Below are 17,300 nucleotides of genomic sequence, written 5' to 3' on the forward strand. Positions count from 1 at the left end.
GATGAAGCGACGCTCTTCCACCTTCGCGATCGCCGCCGCGGCACTGACACTCGTGGCGACGAGTTGCTCCCTCGAACCGTCGGCCGACAACGGGGACGCGGTCACGCTCGTGATCGGGTACCAGTCCAAGACGATCAACACCGTCACCGCCGGAACGCTGCTGCGCGCGCAGGGATACCTCGAACAGCGCCTGCAGGACGTGACGGAGCAGACCGGGACGAAGTACTCCGTCGAGTGGCAGGACTACGACACCGGTGCGCCGATCACCGCCCAGATGGTGGCCGAGAAGATCGACATCGGATCGATGGGCGACTACCCGATGCTGATCAACGGCTCCCGCACCCAGGCGAATCCGCGCTCGAAGACGGAGATCGTCTCGGTCACCGGCTACAACCCGAACGGCGCACTGAACATGGTGGTGGTGCCGCCGAATTCACCGGCCACCGCCCTCGGCGACCTGGCCGGCAAGAAAGTGTCCGCGAGCGTCGGCTCCGCAGGTCATGGCACCCTCGTGCAGGCCCTCGACCGCGCCGGAATCGACCCGGGCACCGGCGTCGAGGTGCTCAACCAGCAGCCGCAGGTCGGATCCTCCGCCCTGGAATCCGGTCAGGTGGCGGCGCTGTCGCAGTTCGTCGCCTGGCCCGGGCTTCTCGTCTTCCAGGACAAGGCCAAGCTGCTGTTCGACGGCGCCGAACTCCGAACCCCGACCCTGCATGGTGTGGTGGCCCGCGAGGCCTACGCGGACGAACACCCCGAGGTTCTCGACGCGTTCCTCCGGGCGCAGCTCGACGCCACGCGGTTCGTCCAGACGCAACCGCTCGAGGCGTCGCGGATCGTGGCCGACGCGAGCGGCCTGCCCCAGGAGGTCGTGTACCTGTACAACGGCCCGGGCGGCACGTCGTTCGACACCACGCTCAAGCCCGGCCTGATCGGTGCGCTGAAGAACGATGTGCCGTACCTGAAGTCGATCGGCGACTTCGCCGACCTCGACGTCGACGGTTTCGTGAACGACGCTCCGCTCCGGTCCGCGTTCGAGGCCGACGGGCAGGACTACGACGCCACGCTCGCGTCCACCGCCAACCCGACGTCGGTCACCGGCACCGATCCCGTGTGCGCCACCGCCCCGGGCGATCCGTCGCTGGCCGGGGAGGTCTGGTTCGACGGCGCCACCGAGACGCAGCCGGCCGCGAACCCGACGTGCCTGCTCCGGGCGGTGAAACAGGCCCGGGCCGAGGGCCGCACCGTCCGCGCCGCGTACGTGCCCGACGCCGAACTGGGCACCCGATGGTTCGCCGACAAATCGGTGTGGGTGCGCGACGGCGACAACTTCCTGCCCTTCACCACCGGCGCCGCCGCAGACCGGTACCTGCGCGCACACCCCACGGGCGGCGTGATCACGTACGACCGCGCGGTCGAGGAGGTGCGCCAGTGACCACACTGCACCAGCCGACGGTCCTGGTCGATACCGAAGTCGCTGCCGAAGAACATGATCCGGCATCGACGCGCCGACGAACCTCGCCGTGGCGCTCACGCCTCGTGCGGATCACGTCCGTGATCGCGGCGATCGTCGCATGGCAGGTGTTGACCGCCAACGACGTGCGGGTGTGGCTGCGGTTCGACACGCTTCCCACCGTCACCGACGTCGTGTCCGCGTTCGGTACCCAGTTGCAGAGCGACCTGTTCTACCTCGACCTCGGGCAGTCGCTGATCCGCATCCTCAGCGGATTCGGACTCGCGACGGTGGTGGGTGTGGCCACCGGAATCGCCCTCGGCAGATCGGAACTGTTCGCCGACGTCCTCGGTCCACTGACGGAACTCGCACGTCCGATCCCCGCCATCGCGGTGGTGCCCGTCGCGATCCTGCTGTTCCCCAGCGACGAGGCCGGCATCGTGTTCATCACGTTCGTCGCCGCGTTCTTCCCGATCATGGTGAGCACCCGGCACGCCGTCCGGGCCCTCCCGACACTGTGGGAGGACTCCGTGCGCACCCTCGGCGGCGGACGCTGGGACGTGCTGTCCCGAGTCGTGCTGCCCGGAATCCTGCCGGGCGTCTTCGGTGGATTGTCCGTCGGGATCGGGGTGGCGTGGATCTGTGTGATCTCCGCCGAGATGATCTCCGGCAGGCTCGGAGTCGGCTACCGCACCTGGCAGGCGTACACGATCGTCGACTATCCCGGCGTCTTCGTCGGCATGATCACCATCGGCATCCTCGGATTCGCGACGTCCGGCGCAGTCGAACTGCTCGGCAGGCGCGTCACCCGCTGGCTGCCACGAGGGGAGCGCGCATGACCGCCACAGCCGCAGCGTCCGTGGCCGCCGGCATGTCGCTGGTCCTCGACGACGTCACCCTGTCCTACACGGGAAACCCCGTCATCCGTTCGCTGTCGCTGACCGTGGTTCCCGGCGAGATCCTCGTGCTCACCGGACCTTCGGGGTGCGGCAAGTCCACCGTGCTGCGCGCTCTGGCCGGCCTGCTGCCGCCCGATTCGGGCCGCGTCGTCGCCGACGGCGCGGCAGTGGAATCGACGTCCCGGGACCGGGCCGTCGTCTTCCAGGACAACGCGCTCCTCCCGTGGCGCACGGTGCGCTCGAACATCGAACTGGCCCTCGCACTCCGCGGCGAACCCCGCAAGGGGCGGCGTGCGACCGCCGACCGCTGGATCGCGGAGGTGGGGCTGACCGGGTTCTGCGACTTCCTGCCCAAGAACCTGTCCGGCGGCATGCGCCAGCGAGTGCAGTTGGCGCGCGGCCTCGCCGGGGCGCCGCGGGCCGTGATGATGGACGAGCCGTTCGGCGCCCTCGACACCCAGACCCGCGGCGTCATGCAGCGACTGCTCGTCGACACGTGGAGCACTCACCCGACGACCGTGGTGTTCGTGACCCACGACGTGGACGAGGCGGTGCTGCTCGGCGACCGCATCGCGGTGCTCGGCCGGGCCGGTGAGCCGCTGCGGGCGCTCGTCGACATCCCGCACCCCCGGGACCGCGACCACCTCGACCTCCCCGACACCCGTGCCGCGCGCGCCGACGTGCTCGCCGCACTGAACCACACTTCGGAGACCTGATGGACATCCCCGACCTCGCCGACACCGTCCGTCTCGATTGCGACGTGCTCGTGATCGGTGGCGGCACCGCCGGCACGATGGCGGCACTGACCGCCGCCGAGAACGGCGCGAACGTGCTCCTGCTCGAGAAGGCGCACGTGCGCCATTCCGGCGCGCTCGCAATGGGAATGGACGGCGTCAACAACGCCGTCATCCCCGGCAAGGCCGAACCCGAGGACTACGTCGCCGAGATCACCAGAGCCAACGACGGAATCGTCAACCAGCGCACCGTGTACCAGACGGCGACCCGCGGTTTCGCGATGGTGCAGCGCCTCGAGAAGTACGGCGTGAAGTTCGAGAAGGACGAGTACGGCGAATACGCGGTCCGCCGGGTGCACCGCTCCGGCTCGTACGTGCTGCCGATGCCCGAGGGCAAGGACGTGAAGAAGGCCCTCTACCGGGTGCTGCGGCAGCGGAAGATGCGGGAGAAGATCCGCATCGAGAACCGCCTGATGCCCGTCCGGGTCCTGACGGAGAACGGCCGGGCCGTCGGGGCCGCGGCGCTGAACACCCGCACCGGTGAGTTCGTCGCGGTCGGGGCAAAAGCGGTGATCCTCGCGACCGGTCCGTGTGGCCGGCTCGGGCTCCCGGCGTCGGGGTACCTCTACGGCACGTACGAGAACCCGACCAACGCCGGTGACGGCTACTCGATGGCCTATCACGCGGGAGCCGAACTGAGCGGCATCGAATGCTTCCAGATCAACCCGCTGATCAAGGACTACAACGGTCCGGCGTGCGCGTACGTCGCGAACCCGTTCGGCGGCTACCAGGTGAACGCGGAGGGGGAGCGGTTCGTCGACTCCGACTACTGGTCGGGGCAGATGATGAGCGAGGTCAAGAGTGAGATCGAATCGGCCCGCGGTCCCATCTATCTCAAGGTCAGCCACCTCCCGGAGGAAACCCTCGACACGCTCGAATCGATCCTGCACACCACCGAACGCCCCACCCGCGGCACGTTCCACGCGAACCGCGGCCACGACTACCGCAGCCACGACATCGAGATGCACATCTCCGAGATCGGCTTGTGCAGCGGACATTCCGCGTCCGGGGTGTGGGTGGACGAGCACGGCGCGACCACCGTCCCCGGCCTGTACGCGGCAGGCGACCTCGCGTGCGTCCCCCACAACTACATGATCGGCGCGTTCGTGTACGGCGACCTCGCCGGAGCGCACGCCACCGGCACCCTGCCCGGCGTCGAGGCCCCCACCGCGCTGCCCGCGGAGCAGCTGGCCGCCGCGCACGAGCTGATCTACCGGCCGCTACGCAACCCGGACGGGCCGCCGCAGCCGCAGGTCGAGTACAAGCTGCGCCGCTTCGTCAACGACTATGTCGCGCCGCCGAAGACGGCGACGAAGCTGTCGATCGCCGTCGAGACGTTCGACCGGATGGCGGGGGAGATCGCCGGGATGGGTGCGACCACCCCGCACGAGCTGATGCGCTGCGCGGAGGTCACCTTCATCCGGGACTGCGCGGAAATGGCGTCCCGCAGCTCCCTCACCAGGACCGAAAGTCGCTGGGGGCTCTACCACGAACGTGCGGATCTCCCGGAGCAGCGGGACGACGAATGGGGGTACCACCTGAATCTGCGGCGCGGCGAGAACGGCGACATGGAGTTCCTCAAGCGCCCCGTCGAGCCGTACTTCGTGCCGGTGCCCGGGCTCGATTCCCTTCCGCCGGTGGACCGGACGGTCGTACCCGTCGCGCAGCCGCCGCTGGTCGGGGGGCGCGCCCCGGTCGAGGAGCGCTCGCGCATCGCGGCGCCGGTCCGGCAGGAGCCGTCGTCACCGGCCATCGTCGCGGTCCTCGGACTCGACGCGCCGAGTGTCGCCGAACTCGCGCCATATCTGGCCGACGCCGACCCGCAGGTCCGCGTCACGGCCCTCTCGGTGCTGACGGAAGGAACCCCCGACGGATTCGGGGCGGCCCTCGTCGATGCCCTCGGCGACGGTGCGGTGACGGTGCGCCGCGCCGCCGCCGACGGCCTGCGCGAACTCGTCGAGGTGCTGCCGTCCGCCGACGGGCTGGCCGACCACCTGGGGTCGGGTGACGCCGTGGTCCGGGCCGCCGTGGTCGACGTCCTGCGCGCGCTGCACGCCGGTTCGGCGGAGCAGTTCCTGACGGCGCTGTCCGACGGTGATCACCACGTCCGGATCGAAGCGGTGCGGGCGCTGGTGTCGCTGGACCGGTGGGAGTCGGTGGCGGCGGGCGCGCACGACGAGAACCGGGAAGTGCGGATCACCGTCGCGCACGGCCTGGCCACCATCGGGCTCGGCGGTGTCGACACCGTGCGCTCGCTGGCCGGCGACCGCGATCCGCTGGTGCGCGCCGCCGCGCTCACGGCGTTCGCGAGTCTGGGCTGCGACGGCGACGACGTGACCCTCGCGACGGCGGCGCTGCGGGAGTCTGCCTGGCAGATCCGGCAGGGCGCCGCGCGGGCACTCGCCGGAGCGGACCCCGAAGTCGCGGTGCCCGCGCTGGTGGACGCCCTGACGGATGCGCACCTCGACGTGCGCAAGGCCGCCGTCCTCGCGCTCGGCCGGTGGTCCGGCGACCGCGCCGCCGTCGGCGCGCTGACCACGGCCCTCGAGGACACGGACGCCGACGTGCGGGCGTACGCCCGACAGGCGCTCGTCGCCGCCCCCTGAACAGGTGAGTGGCGACGTGTGCCGGGGCACACGTCGCCACTCACGTGGGGTCAGACGCTCGCGACGCCCGGTGCCAGGAACCGCTTGCCGTTGACGGCCTCGGACGTGCCGGTGCGGTCCAGGTACGGCGTGATGCCACCGTTCCAGAAGCCGAACCCGCCGCCCAGGATCAGGCAGAGGTCGATGTCCTCGGCCGCGGCGACGACACCCTCGTCGAGCATGATCTGGATCTCCTCGGCGAACGCGCGACGCGTGCGCTCCAGAACCTCTTCGGACGTGGACGCCTTGTCGCCCTGCTTCCACAGTTCGGCGACCTCGGGGTCGACGACCTGCTTGCCGTCGGCACCGTAACTCCACACCGCCGACTTCTTGGCCTCGACCAGCGCCTCGAGTCCGGGGGAGTTGTGGAAGCGTTCGGGGTACGCCTCGGCGAGGGTCTCGCCGGTGTGCAGTGCGACCGCAGGCCCGACGAGGGCCAGCAGGGTGAACGGGGTCATCGGCATGCCGAGTTCGGCGATGGCGTTGTCGGCCACCTCGAACGGGGTGCCCTCGTCGACCGCGTTCATGACCTCACCGAGGGTGCGGATCAGCAGCCGGTTGAAGACGAACCCGGGCAGGTCGGCGGAACCGACCGCCGACTTCTTGAGCGCCTTGGCAGTGGCGAACGCCGTTGCCAGCGTGGCGTCGTCGGTCTTCTCGCCCTTGATGACCTCGAGCAGGGGCAGCACGGCGACCGGGTTGAAGAAGTGGAAGCCGACCACCCGCTCGGGGTGCTTCAGGTCCGCGGCCATCTTGGTGATCGACAGCGAGGACGTGTTGGTCGCCAGGATCGTCTCCGGGGCGATGTGCTCCTCGAGTTCGGCGAAGATCTTCTTCTTCAGATCGAGGTTCTCGAACACGGCCTCGATCACGAAGTCGGTCTTCGCGAACGCGGCCTTGTCCAGCGAGCCGGACACGAGACCCTTGAGACGGTTCGCCGCGTCCGGGGACAACCGGCCCTTGCCCTGCAGCTTGTCGATCTCGCCGTGGACGTAGCCGACGCCCTTGTCGATGCGCTCCTGGTCGATGTCGGTGAGGATGACCGGCACCTTGAGCTGGCGGACGAACAGCATCGCGAGCTGGCTGGCCATCAGACCGGCACCGACGATGCCGACGCCGGTGACCTTGCGCGCGAGGGACTTGTCCGGTGCGCCTGCGGGACGCTTGGCGCGCTTGTTCACCAGGTCGAACGCGTACAGGCCTGCGCGGAGCTCGTCGGCGAGCAGCAGGTCGGCGAGCGCCTCGTCCTCGGCGGCGAAGCCTTTGTCGAGCGACGCGGGATCGGTGAGATCGGTGGTCCGGGCCAGCTCGAGGAGTTCGACGGCCTTGACCGGTCCGGGGGCGTTGTTCTTGGTCTTGCCCTCGACGATCGCCTTCGCGCGGGCGATCGCGTCGTCCCAGCCCTTGCCCCGGTCGATCTCGGGTCGCGCCGGGGTGATCTCGCCGGCCAGGACCTGCGCGGCCCAGGCGAACGACTGCTCGAGGAAGTCGGCCGAACCGAACACCGCGTCGACGACGCCGAGTTCGAGGGCCTTCTTCGGGTTGAGCGTCTTGTTCTGGTTCAGCGCGTTCTCGAGGACGACGGTGACGGCGTTCGAGGGGCCGATGAGGTTGGGCAGCAACTGCGTTCCGCCCCAGCCCGGAACCAGTCCGAGGAACGTCTCGGGCAGACCCAGTGCGCCCGCGCTCTCGGATGCGGTGCGGTAGTGGCTGTGCAACGCGACCTCGAGCCCGCCGCCGAGTGCGACGCCGTTGACGAACGCGAACGTCGGCACGGACGATTCGCGCAGCCGGCGGAACACCTTGTGCCCGAGCCGGCCGAGTTCGAGCGCCTGGTCACGGTTCGTGATGCTCGGAACACCCTTGAGGTCCGCGCCCGCGGCGAAGATGAAGGGCTTGCCGGTGATCGCGATGGCGACGGGATGGGCGGCGAACGCCTCGTCCAGTGCGGCGTCGAGGGCCTTCAGGCCGCCCGGGCCGAACGACGACGGCTTGGTGTGGTCGAAACCGTTGTCGAGGGTGATCAGCGCGACCGGGCCCTCGATGCCGGGTACGGCGACGATCTTGGTGTACGCGTTGGTCACGACCTCGTCGGCGAATGCCGTTGCAATGTCGGTCATCTACTTGGCTCCATCGAAGTTCGGGTTCTCCCAGATCACGGTTCCGCCCATGCCCAGACCGATGCACATCGTGGTCAGGCCGTAGCGGACGTCGGGGCGCTGGGCGAACTGGCGGGACAGCTGGGTCATCAGGCGGACACCGGAGGACGCGAGGGGGTGGCCGCACGCGATGGCACCGCCCCACTGGTTGACTCGCGGATCGTCGTCGGCGATGCCGTAGTGCTCGAGGAACGCGAGAACCTGAACGGCGAAGGCCTCGTTGATCTCGAACAGGCCGATGTCCTCGATCTTCAGACCGGTACGGCCCAGCAGTTTCTCGGTGGCCGGCACCGGGCCGATGCCCATGACGGCGGGGTCGACGCCCTGGAACGCGAATCCGACCATGCGCATGCCGATCGGCAGTCCGAGTTCGAGCGCGGTGTCCTCACCGGCGAGGAGGGCCGCGGTCGCGCCGTCGTTCAGACCGGCCGCGTTACCCGCGGTGATGCGGCCCGCGGGACGGAACGGCGTCTTCAGCTTGGCGAGGTCCTCGAGCGTGGTGCCCGGTCGCGGCGGCTCGTCCTCGGTGGCCAGGCCCCAGCCCGCGGCGGAGCGGGTGGCGACGGGCACGAGGGTGTCGGCGATGAAGCCGGCCTTGCGGGCGGCCTCGTACTTGTTCTGGCTCGCGACGGCGTACGCGTCGGTGCGGTCCTTGGTGATGGTCGGGAACCGGTCGTGCAGGTTCTCGGCCGTGTTGCCCATGACGAGGGCGCTGGGGTCGACGAGGCGGTCGGCGAGGAACCGGGGGTTCGGGTCTGCGCCCTCGCCCATCGGGTGGCGGCCCATGTGCTCGACGCCGCCCGCGATCACTACGTCGTACTGGCCGAAGCCGATGCCCGACGCGGTGGTGGTGACGGACGTCATGGCGCCGGCGCACATGCGGTCGATCGCGAAACCGGGGACGGTCTCGGGGAGCCCGGCCAGGATCGCGGAGGTGCGGCCGATGGTGAGACCCTGATCGCCCGTCTGCGTGGTCGCGGCGATGGCGACCTCGTCGATGCGCGCGGGGTCGAGCTGCGGGTTGCGGCGAAGCAGCTCGCGGATGGTCTTGACGACGAGGTCGTCCGCACGGGTCTCCGCGTAGATGCCCTTGGGGCCGGCCTTGCCGAACGGAGTGCGGATGCCGTCGACGAACACGACGTTGCGTTGAGTTGTGGTGGATGGAGCCACGCGAATTCCTCCTGATGGAGCAGTTTGGTTCCGGATCACGGCCAGGCGTCCGGCCTCCAGACCAGCGTACCCCTACCGTTACTCACGGGTAACTTAATGGGTACCTCATCGGGAATTCACGCGCTCACCCCGCGCGTGCAGTCGATCAGTCGTCGCCGGAACCCTTCTGCTCGGCGGCGGAGAGCAGCGCGCTCGCCAGTACGGGCACCGTCAGCATCCGCTGCCATGGGCGGGCACCGCCCGCGTCGAGCACCCGGTCGATCGCCGACTCGACGTCGCCGCCCTCGGGGGCCGACCAGTCCCAGCACAACCTGCGGACGAGTTCCGGGGTCACCAGGTTCTCCACCGGCACCGACACCTCCGTACCGAGAGCGGCCAGCGCGGCGCGGGCCGCCGTCAGCCGCTCGGCGGCGTCGGGGTCGTGCCGCGCCCACCGACTCGCCGGCGGCGGTCCCGTGAACGGCGGGGTCTTCGGAGGCAGTTCCGTGTCCGGCAGTGCCCGGGCATCCTCGAGCGCCTGTAGCCAGATCCGGGAGTGCCGCCGCTGACGGGGACCGCCGAACACGGGCAGCGCCCGCAGTGCCTCGATGCTCCGCGGGTCCTTCGTCGCGGCGTCGATGATCGCCGCATCCGGCAGGACCCGGCTGGGGGAGACGTCGCGTTTGCGGGCGAGGTCCTCGCGGGCCTGCCACAGCGAACGGGCGGCGGCGAGTTGCCGCTGCGTCTTCAGCGACGTGATGTGCGACGTCCGCCGCCAGCGGTCGGCCTTGGGCTTCGGGGGCCCCGCGAGCCGGATGTGCTCGAATTCCTGTGCAGCCCACTCGCTCTTGCCCTGCTCGTCGAGTTCCGCGGCCATCACGTTCCGCAACTCGACGAGAACCTCGACGTCGAGGGCCGCGTAGTTCAGCCAGGAATCGGGCAGCGGCCGCTTCGACCAGTCGGCGGCGCCGTGGCCCTTCCGCAGTTCGAGGCCCAGCGTCCGCTCGACGATCGCGGCGAGACCGACCCGTTCGAACCCGGCGAGGCGCCCCGCCAGTTCGGTGTCGAACAGTGTCGCCGGCGCCAGGCCGATCTCCGCGAGCCCCGGCAGATCCTGGTCCGCGGAGTGCAGGATCCACTCCAGCGGGTTGATCACCTCCGCCAGCGGGGCGAGATCGACGGCGGTGGGGATCGGGTCGAGGAGCACCGTCCCCGCACCCTCCCGGCGCAACTGCACGAGATACGCCCGCGCCGAATAGCGGAAGCCGGACGCCCGCTCGGCGTCGACCGCCAGCGGGCCGGTGCCCTCGCTCAGCGCGGCCGCGGCCTTCGCGACACCCTCCGCCGTGGTCACGACGTCGGGCACGCCGTCCCGGGGTGCGAGCAGGGGAACGATCTGCCGGCCGGGCTCTTCGGCAGGGCCGGGTGACGAGGCGTCGTCGGTGACTTCGGACATGACAGCTGACTCTACGTCGCTTCGGGATTCCCGCAGCGCACCGGCGGGTTCACGACCGGTTCCCCGCTGCCTCGACGAGCTCGTCCAATGCCGCGGGAAACGCGTCGACGAGGTCCCAGAGGTGGGGTGCGAGTTCCGGGCAGCTCATCAGGCCGACGTCGAGCTGACCGTTCAGCGACATCACCGTCACGTTGAGCCCGGCGCCATGGAAGATCGGGCCCAGCGGATACATCGCCCTGATCAGGGCACCCAGGAAATACAGCGGGACCGACGGCCCGGGCACGTTGGAGATCACCAGGTTGTGGACCACCGGATGCCGTTCCGCCAGGCCGAGGGTCGAGTAGAGGCGCATGGCGGTGCCGAACACGGCCTGCCCGGCGAACTGGGACCAGTCCTGCAGCAGGCTCGCGCCGAGGGTTTCGTTGTGTTCCTTCGACGTCGAGTTGTGCTCGCCGATCGCGAGCAGGCGTTCGGCCGGATCCTCGATCTGGGTGCCGAGTTGGGTGAACATGCCGGACACCTGGTTGGTGCCCGGCCGGTCCGACTTTCCGTGGACCGAGACCGGGACGATGGCGACCAGCGACTTGTCGGGCAGCTCCCGGCGGTCCTGCAGGTATTTGCGCAGTGCGCCCGAGCACAGTGCGAGCACCACGTCGTTGACCTTGACGTCGAACGCGTCCTTGACCGTCTTGACCTTCTCGAGGTCGAGCTGGGTGAACGCGAGATTGCGGTGACTGGTCAACGTGCCGTTCAGGGACGTGCGCGGCGCGGTGAACGGCGCGGGCATCGCCGCACCGCGGCGGGCCCGGCCGATCCAGCGGGGCAGCAGTGTCAGGCTCTGCGGGACGATCCTCAGCAGTTTCGCGGGCCGGGACGCGACGGCGAGCAGCCCGCCGACGGCGATGTCGAGCGTGCTGGCCTGCCCCGCGCTCTCGGCGGAGTCGTCGGGGCCGGGGCGTGGTGCGTCCGGTTCGAGGCCGCACAGCTGGGCCATCATGTTGGCGCCGGTGATGCCGTCGACCCCGGCGTGGTGCATCTTCGACATGACGGCGACGGAACCGTCCTCGAGGCCCTCGATCACCCACATCTCCCACAGCGGCCGGGCGCGGTCGAGGGGAATGCCTGCGATGTCGCCACACAGTTCGGCCAGCTCGTCGCGGCCGCCGGGGGCGGGGAGCGCGACGCGGTGGCAGTGCCGGTCGATGTCGAAGTCGGTGTCCTCGACCCACACGGGGTGGTCGAGGTTGAACTTCGAGTCCTGCAGCTTGCGCCGGAACGAGGGAATCGCCTCGGTGCGCGCGCCGAGTTCCGCCTTGAGCTGGGCGAACGTGTAGCCGCCCGGAACCGTCGACACGTCGAGAACGATGACTCCGCAGACGTGGAGGAGTTGCGTCGACGTTTCGAGGTAGAGGAAGGATGCGTCGAGACCGCTGAGTCGCTGCATGTCCTGATACTAGAACACGTTCTAGAATGTGGTCCATCGAATCGTGAATCAACGAGGTCGACGCCGTGGCCCGGCCCGCGAGACGCGGCTCCGTCTCGTTCTCGATCCGGCGTCCGCCGCCGGGGTGGGCAACCGATCGATTAGAACATGTTCTACGGTTGAGGTATGACCCGAGGCTTCGTTCTCCGGCAGGCCGTCGGCGCCGCACTCGCCGCCAACGCCCTGCGTCCCCTGCCCGGTGCGCCCACGTCGGTGGTCGCGTTCTTCTCAGGGTGGCTCACCACCGAACTCGCACCGCACCTGCTCGCCGTGACCGCCGCCGACGCCGCCCAGCACGCCGCGCGTCACGGAACGCGAACCCGAAGCGACCGTGTCGGCCTCGCGCTGGCCGCCGCATCCGCCGCCGGGCTCGCCGCCGTGATCGCCACCGGTCGTGGCGCCGGAGCGGAAGCCGAATCCGCGCTCGTCGAGACGCTCGGCGAGAACTACACCGACCGCGACAGCGCCATCGAACACCCGGGGCGGCCCGTGTGGCGGCAACTCCTCAACCCGTTCTGGATGCGGAACAAAGCGGTCACCCGGGTCCGCAACCTCGCGTACGGGCCGGGCGGGCGCCGGGCCCGCCTCGACATCTACCACCGGCAGGATCTGCCGTCGAAGAGCCCGGTCCTCCTGCAGATCCACGGCGGCGGATGGGTGATCGGGAACAAGGATCAACAGGGTCTGCCGCTCATGCTCGAGATGGCCTCGCGGGGGTGGGTGTGCGCGGCCGTCAACTACCCGCTGTCGCCGAAGGCGAAGTGGCCCGAACACCTGATCGCAATCAAGCAGGCGCTGGCCTGGCTCCGGGAGCACGTCGAGGAGTACGGCGGCAACCCCGACTTCATCGCCGTCACAGGTGGTTCCGCGGGTGGCCACCTCGCCGCCATGGTGGGACTCACCGCGAACGACAGTCACCTGCAGCCGGGGTTCGAGGACGTCGACACGTCCGTTCAGGCGTGTGTCCCGTACTACGGTGTCTACGACATCGCCGGCGACACCGGAATCAAGGCGGTCCTCCAGCGCGTGCACTCCGGACTGATGCCGATGGTGCTCGGCAAGCACGCCACGTTCCCCGACGACTACCGGGCCGCGTCCCCGCTCGCGCACCTGCGGGCGGACGCACCGCCGTTCTTCGTGATTCACGGCACGAGCGATTCGCTGATCCCCGTCGCCGAGGCGCGGATCTTCGTCGACGAGCTCCGGCAGGTGTCCGACAACCCCGTCGTCTACGCCGAATTGAAGGGCGCGCAGCACGCGTTCGACGTGTTCCCCTCGATCCGCAGCATCTCCGTCACGCAGGCGGTCGGGCGCTTCCTGGAATGGTCGCGCAGCGCCACCACCGACGTGCCCGCGGCGGGCACGGAATCGGCCTGACTACTTGCCGCCCAGCGTCCGCAGCTGCGACACCCCGGCGGGCGGCAGGCCGGCCGCATACGCCAGGACCTCGCAGAACGCCTCGACGTGCGTGGCCAGTTCGACGGACGTCGCCGTCCACGACGCACGCAGTTCCAGCTGATGCGCATGCGGGGGGCCGGCGATGTCGCCGTAGCGCACCGACGTCGTCGCCGTCACCGTCCCGCCGAGCGCGTTGAGCGGTTCGTGGCGCGACTCGAGAGCGTCGACGAGCCAGCTCCACGCCACTTCGGGAAGCAGGGGGTCGGACGCCACGGCGGCGTCGAGATCGGCCTGAATGTAGGCGACCAGCCGCATCGTGCCGTTCCAGGCCTCGTCACCCTCGGGGTCGAACAGGAGGATCAACCTGCCGAACGCGTCACCCTCGCTCTGTTCGGCGACGACCCCGGTGTCCTCGTGCACGACCTCTGCGCCGACGGCGTAGCTGTACGGCGCGAGCCGTTGCGGGGGCCGGATGGGGCCCACCTCGATGTCCGCGCGAACCTGCGCGGAATTCATCGCTTCGACCGCGGCGCGGAACTCGGCCGGTTCGGCGGGCGATCCCGAAGTCGTCACAGCTCGGGACGTTAGACCCGGACCTACACATCTCGTCGGAGGCGCGCCGAGCAGGGCCGATCGGCGGCGGAGTCCCGGCATGGCAGCATGAGAGCTGCCGAAATTCGAGCAGGCAGAGAGCGCGAGGACCGATGAGCGGGTTGGAAAGCACCAATGCAGGCATGAGCGAACGGGCGACGTACGCCGCGAGGCGGGTGCTCCCCGACGCACCCCTCCTGGCGGCCGCGGAAGGCCGTACCCCCGGCCGTCGCCCGGTGTGGTTCATGCGGCAGGCAGGCCGCTCGCTTCCCGAATACCGCGAGATCCGGTCGGGGATCGGCATGCTCGAGTCGTGCTTCGATCCGGCACTCGTCTGCGAGATCACCATGCAGCCGGTGCGCAGGCACGGCGTCGACGCCGCGATCCTGTTCTCCGACATCGTGGTGCCGCTCAAGGCCGCCGGGATCGATCTCGACATCGTCGCCGGCACCGGTCCCGTCGTCGCGAACCCGGTCCGGTCGATCGCCGACGTCGCCGCCCTGCCGCGCCTCGTGCCGGAAGAGGTCGGCGCCGTCGCGCAGGCCGTGCAGCTGCTCACCGCGGAACTCGGGTCGACGCCGCTGATCGGCTTCGCCGGAGCCCCGTTCACCCTCGCCTCGTACCTGGTGGAGGGCGGTCCGAGTCGCAATCACGAGCGCACGAAGGCGCTGATGCACTCCGACCCCCGCACGTGGCACGCGCTGCTCGGCACCCTCGCCGACACCACCATCACCTTCCTGCAGACCCAGCTGCGCGCCGGTGTCGACGCGATCCAGCTGTTCGACTCGTGGGCCGGCGCGCTGTCCCTCGCCGAGTACCGGGAATTCGTGCTGCCCCACTCCGAGCGGGTGTTCGCCGAGGTGGAGAGCGCGAAGGTGCCGCGTATCCACTTCGGTGTCGGAACCGGTGAACTGCTCGGCGCGATGGGCGAAGCGGGCGCCGACGTGGTGGGCGTCGACTGGCGCATCCCCCTGGATGTGGCGGCGCGCCGGGTCGGCCCGGGCAAGGCGCTCCAGGGCAACCTCGACCCCGCGGTGCTGTTCGCGGGGCCGGCGGCCGTCGAGAAGCAGGTCCGCCGCATCACCGCGGAAGCCGACGCCGCCCTCGCCGCCGGCGCCACGGGACACATCTTCAACCTCGGGCACGGCGTGCTGCCCGACACCGACCCGGGTGCGCTGACCGCGCTGGTCGAGCTGGTGCACTCGCTGTGACGGGGTCGTCGCCGAACGTTCTCGTCGTCGGCGGCGGCATCTCCGGGCTCGTCGCCGCGTACCGGCTGCGGCAACGGCTCGGCGCCGATGCCCGGATCATCCTCGCCGACGGCGCGGAACGGCTCGGCGGCAAGCTACGCACGGTGGACCTGGCGGGGGAACCCGTCGACGTCGGGGCGGAAGCCTTCATCGCGCGGCGGCCGGAACTCCCGGCCCTGCTCGGCGAACTCGGCCTCTCCGACCAGCTGGTGTATCCGGCGGGACTGCGGCCGCTCATCTGGTCCGAGGACGCGCTGCACCCGCTGCCGGCCGACACCCTCATGGGGATACCGGCGGAGGGAAACAGCCTGCGCGGTCTCGTCGACGACCGGACGCTCGCGCGCATGGCGGGGGAGCGGACGGTGCCTTTCGACTGGACACCGGGCGCCGACGTCGCCGTCGGTGCACTGGTCGGCGACCGGTTCGGCGCGCAGGTGGTCCAGCGGTCGGTGGATCCGCTTCTCGGAGGGGTCTATTCGGGTCTCGCGGACACCATCGGCGTGCGCGCCGCCCTGCCCACTCTCGCGGCGGCGCTCGACCGCGGCGCCACGAGCCTGTCCGCGGCCGTGGCGGACGCCCTCCCCGCCCCCACCCCCGGGCCCGTGTTCGGGGCGCTGCGCGACGGCTACGGCGTCCTGCTGCGCGCCCTGACGGAGGCCGCGTCGGTGGAGATCGTGCACGAGCGGATCCGGACACTCGGCCGGGACGGCGACGGCTGGTCGGCGGACCTCGTGGGCCGCGTCGACGGGGTCGTCCTCGCCGTGCCCGCCCCGCAACTCGCCGACCTGCTCGCCGGCATCGCCCCCCGCGCGTCGGCGGCCGCCGCGGACATCCCACTGGCCTCCTCGGCGGTCGTCGCGCTGGCGCTGCCGATCCGGGTCGACCTCCCGCAGAACTCCGGGATCCTCGTCGCCACCGACGCCACGCTCGGCGCGAAAGCGTTCACCCTGTCGAGCCGCAAGTGGCCCCACCTCGCCGAGCGGGAGGTGACCCTCGTCCGGGCGTCGTTCGGCCGGTTCGGCGACGCCGCCGTCGTCGACGCACCCGACGACGAGCTGATCGCCGCCGCCCGGCGGGACCTCGCGACCGTCACCGGGGTGTCCGCGGAACCCGTCGCGGTACACGTCCAGCGCTGGCACGGCGGCCTGCCGCAGTACGGTCCCGGCCATCTCGACCGGGTGGCGGTGATCGAGCAGGAAGTCGCAGGTCTGGACGGTCTCGAGGTGTCCGGGGCACTCCTCCACGGGGTCGGTGTTCCCGCGTGTGTGGCCGCTGCGACGACGGCGGCTGCACGGCTCGCCGGGCGAGTGGCACGATAGACCCATGGCACGCCTCGACTTCGACGCATTGAACTCTGAAATCCGCTACCTCATGTTCTCGGTGTTCCAGGTGGAACCCGGTGTACTCGGGGACGACCGGGAAGCTGTGATCAAGGAGGCGCGGATCTTCTTCGAAGGTCAGGCCGACAAGGGTGTCGTGGTGCGCGGGCTCTACGACGTGGCCGGCCTGCGAGCCGACGCCGACTTCATGATCTGGACGCACTCGCCCAGCATCGAAGCCCTCCAGGCCACCTACGCCGACTTCCGCCGCACCACCGCACTGGGCCGCGCGAGCAAGCCCGTGTGGAGCAACGTGGCGTGCCACCGGCCCGCCGAATTCAACAAGAGCCACATTCCGGCGTTCCTGGCCGGTGAGGACCCGGGCAACTACATCTGCGTGTACCCGTTCGTCCGCTCCTACGAGTGGTACCTGCTGCCCGACGAGGAGCGGCGCAAGATGCTCGCCGACCACGGTATGGCGGCCCGCACGTACAAGGACGTCCGCGCCAACACCGTGCCCTCGTTCGCGCTCGGCGACTACGAGTGGATTCTCGCGTTCGAGGCGCCCGAGCTGTACCGCATCGTCGACCTCATGCGCGACCTGCGTGCCACCGAGGCCCGCCTGCACGTCCGCGAGGAGGTGCCCTTCTTCACCGGCCCGCGGGTGGATGTGGAGAAGCTGATCACCGCTCTGCCGTGATCTGACA

Annotated in this window: 13 protein-coding genes; 8 read left to right on the plus strand and 5 right to left on the minus strand. The window is 70.1% G+C overall.

From position 1 onward, the window contains the following. Nucleotide 1 precedes the first annotated feature (1 nt). From PSR88_RS34775 to PSR88_RS34790, 4 genes are read left to right on the plus strand one after another with little or no spacing between them, the layout of a single operon-like run. A complete protein-coding gene (locus tag PSR88_RS34775; RefSeq protein ID WP_011598610.1) occupies nt 2-1,432 on the plus strand; it encodes an ABC transporter substrate-binding protein in 1,431 nt (476 codons plus the stop codon). Next, the gene (locus tag PSR88_RS34780; protein ID WP_011598611.1) at nt 1,429-2,289 is read left to right on the plus strand and encodes an ABC transporter permease; all 861 of its coding nucleotides are present in this window, start codon (nt 1,429-1,431) and stop codon (nt 2,287-2,289) included. The genes PSR88_RS34775 and PSR88_RS34780 overlap by 4 nt, the downstream gene beginning before the upstream one ends. Beyond that, nucleotides 2,286-3,065, plus strand: a complete 780-nt coding sequence (locus PSR88_RS34785) for an ABC transporter ATP-binding protein (protein WP_011598612.1) — start codon at nt 2,286-2,288, stop codon at nt 3,063-3,065. Before PSR88_RS34780 ends, PSR88_RS34785 begins: the two co-directional genes overlap by 4 nt. Next, the gene (locus tag PSR88_RS34790; RefSeq protein WP_016880147.1) at nt 3,065-5,749 is read left to right on the plus strand and encodes a fumarate reductase/succinate dehydrogenase flavoprotein subunit; all 2,685 of its coding nucleotides are present in this window, start codon (nt 3,065-3,067) and stop codon (nt 5,747-5,749) included. The genes PSR88_RS34785 and PSR88_RS34790 overlap by 1 nt, the downstream gene beginning before the upstream one ends. A gap of 50 nt (nt 5,750-5,799) precedes the next feature. Here PSR88_RS34790 and PSR88_RS34795 read toward each other — a convergent pair whose 3' ends face one another. From PSR88_RS34795 to PSR88_RS34810, 4 genes are all read right to left on the minus strand, one after another. Next, on the minus strand, nt 5,800-7,908 hold the full coding sequence (locus PSR88_RS34795; protein ID WP_011598614.1) for a 3-hydroxyacyl-CoA dehydrogenase NAD-binding domain-containing protein: 2,109 nt from the start codon (nt 7,906-7,908) through the stop codon (nt 5,800-5,802). Continuing rightward, nucleotides 7,909-9,117 carry a thiolase family protein gene (locus PSR88_RS34800; protein WP_011598615.1) on the minus strand — a complete coding sequence of 403 codons (1,209 nt, stop codon included), beginning with the start codon at nt 9,115-9,117 and terminating at the stop codon, nt 7,909-7,911. It abuts the gene before it with no gap. A gap of 145 nt (nt 9,118-9,262) precedes the next feature. Further along, a complete protein-coding gene (locus tag PSR88_RS34805; RefSeq protein WP_016880148.1) occupies nt 9,263-10,552 on the minus strand; it encodes a ribonuclease D in 1,290 nt (429 codons plus the stop codon). 49 nt (nt 10,553-10,601) lie between these two features. Next, entirely contained in the window at nt 10,602-11,996 is a 1,395-nt protein-coding gene (locus PSR88_RS34810; RefSeq protein WP_009480104.1) for a WS/DGAT/MGAT family O-acyltransferase, read from the minus strand. A gap of 165 nt (nt 11,997-12,161) precedes the next feature. On the opposite strand from PSR88_RS34810, the gene PSR88_RS34815 reads away from it, so the two are divergent. Beyond that, nucleotides 12,162-13,412 carry an alpha/beta hydrolase gene (locus PSR88_RS34815; RefSeq protein ID WP_011598617.1) on the plus strand — a complete coding sequence of 417 codons (1,251 nt, stop codon included), beginning with the start codon at nt 12,162-12,164 and terminating at the stop codon, nt 13,410-13,412. Here PSR88_RS34815 and PSR88_RS34820 read toward each other — a convergent pair whose 3' ends face one another. Continuing rightward, on the minus strand, nt 13,413-14,006 hold the full coding sequence (locus tag PSR88_RS34820; protein ID WP_009480106.1) for a DUF3000 domain-containing protein: 594 nt from the start codon (nt 14,004-14,006) through the stop codon (nt 13,413-13,415). 161 nt (nt 14,007-14,167) lie between these two features. Between PSR88_RS34820 and hemE the strand changes: the two genes are divergently transcribed. From hemE to hemQ, 3 genes are read left to right on the plus strand one after another with little or no spacing between them, the layout of a single operon-like run. Next, nucleotides 14,168-15,235 (plus strand): uroporphyrinogen decarboxylase, encoded by a 1,068-nt coding sequence (hemE, locus tag PSR88_RS34825; RefSeq protein WP_005263993.1) that lies wholly within the window; start codon nt 14,168-14,170, stop codon nt 15,233-15,235. Then, on the plus strand, nt 15,232-16,593 hold the full coding sequence (locus PSR88_RS34830; protein ID WP_011598618.1) for a protoporphyrinogen oxidase: 1,362 nt from the start codon (nt 15,232-15,234) through the stop codon (nt 16,591-16,593). Before hemE ends, PSR88_RS34830 begins: the two co-directional genes overlap by 4 nt. Before the next feature lie 4 nt (nt 16,594-16,597). Beyond that, complete coding sequence (gene hemQ / locus PSR88_RS34835) at nt 16,598-17,293, plus strand: hydrogen peroxide-dependent heme synthase (protein ID WP_009480109.1); 696 nt, start codon at nt 16,598-16,600, stop codon at nt 17,291-17,293. Nucleotides 17,294-17,300 lie beyond the last annotated feature (7 nt).

Source organism: Rhodococcus sp. DK176 (assembly GCF_038447315.2).
In the GTDB taxonomy this organism is placed as follows: domain Bacteria; phylum Actinomycetota; class Actinomycetes; order Mycobacteriales; family Mycobacteriaceae; genus Rhodococcus_F; species Rhodococcus_F jostii_A.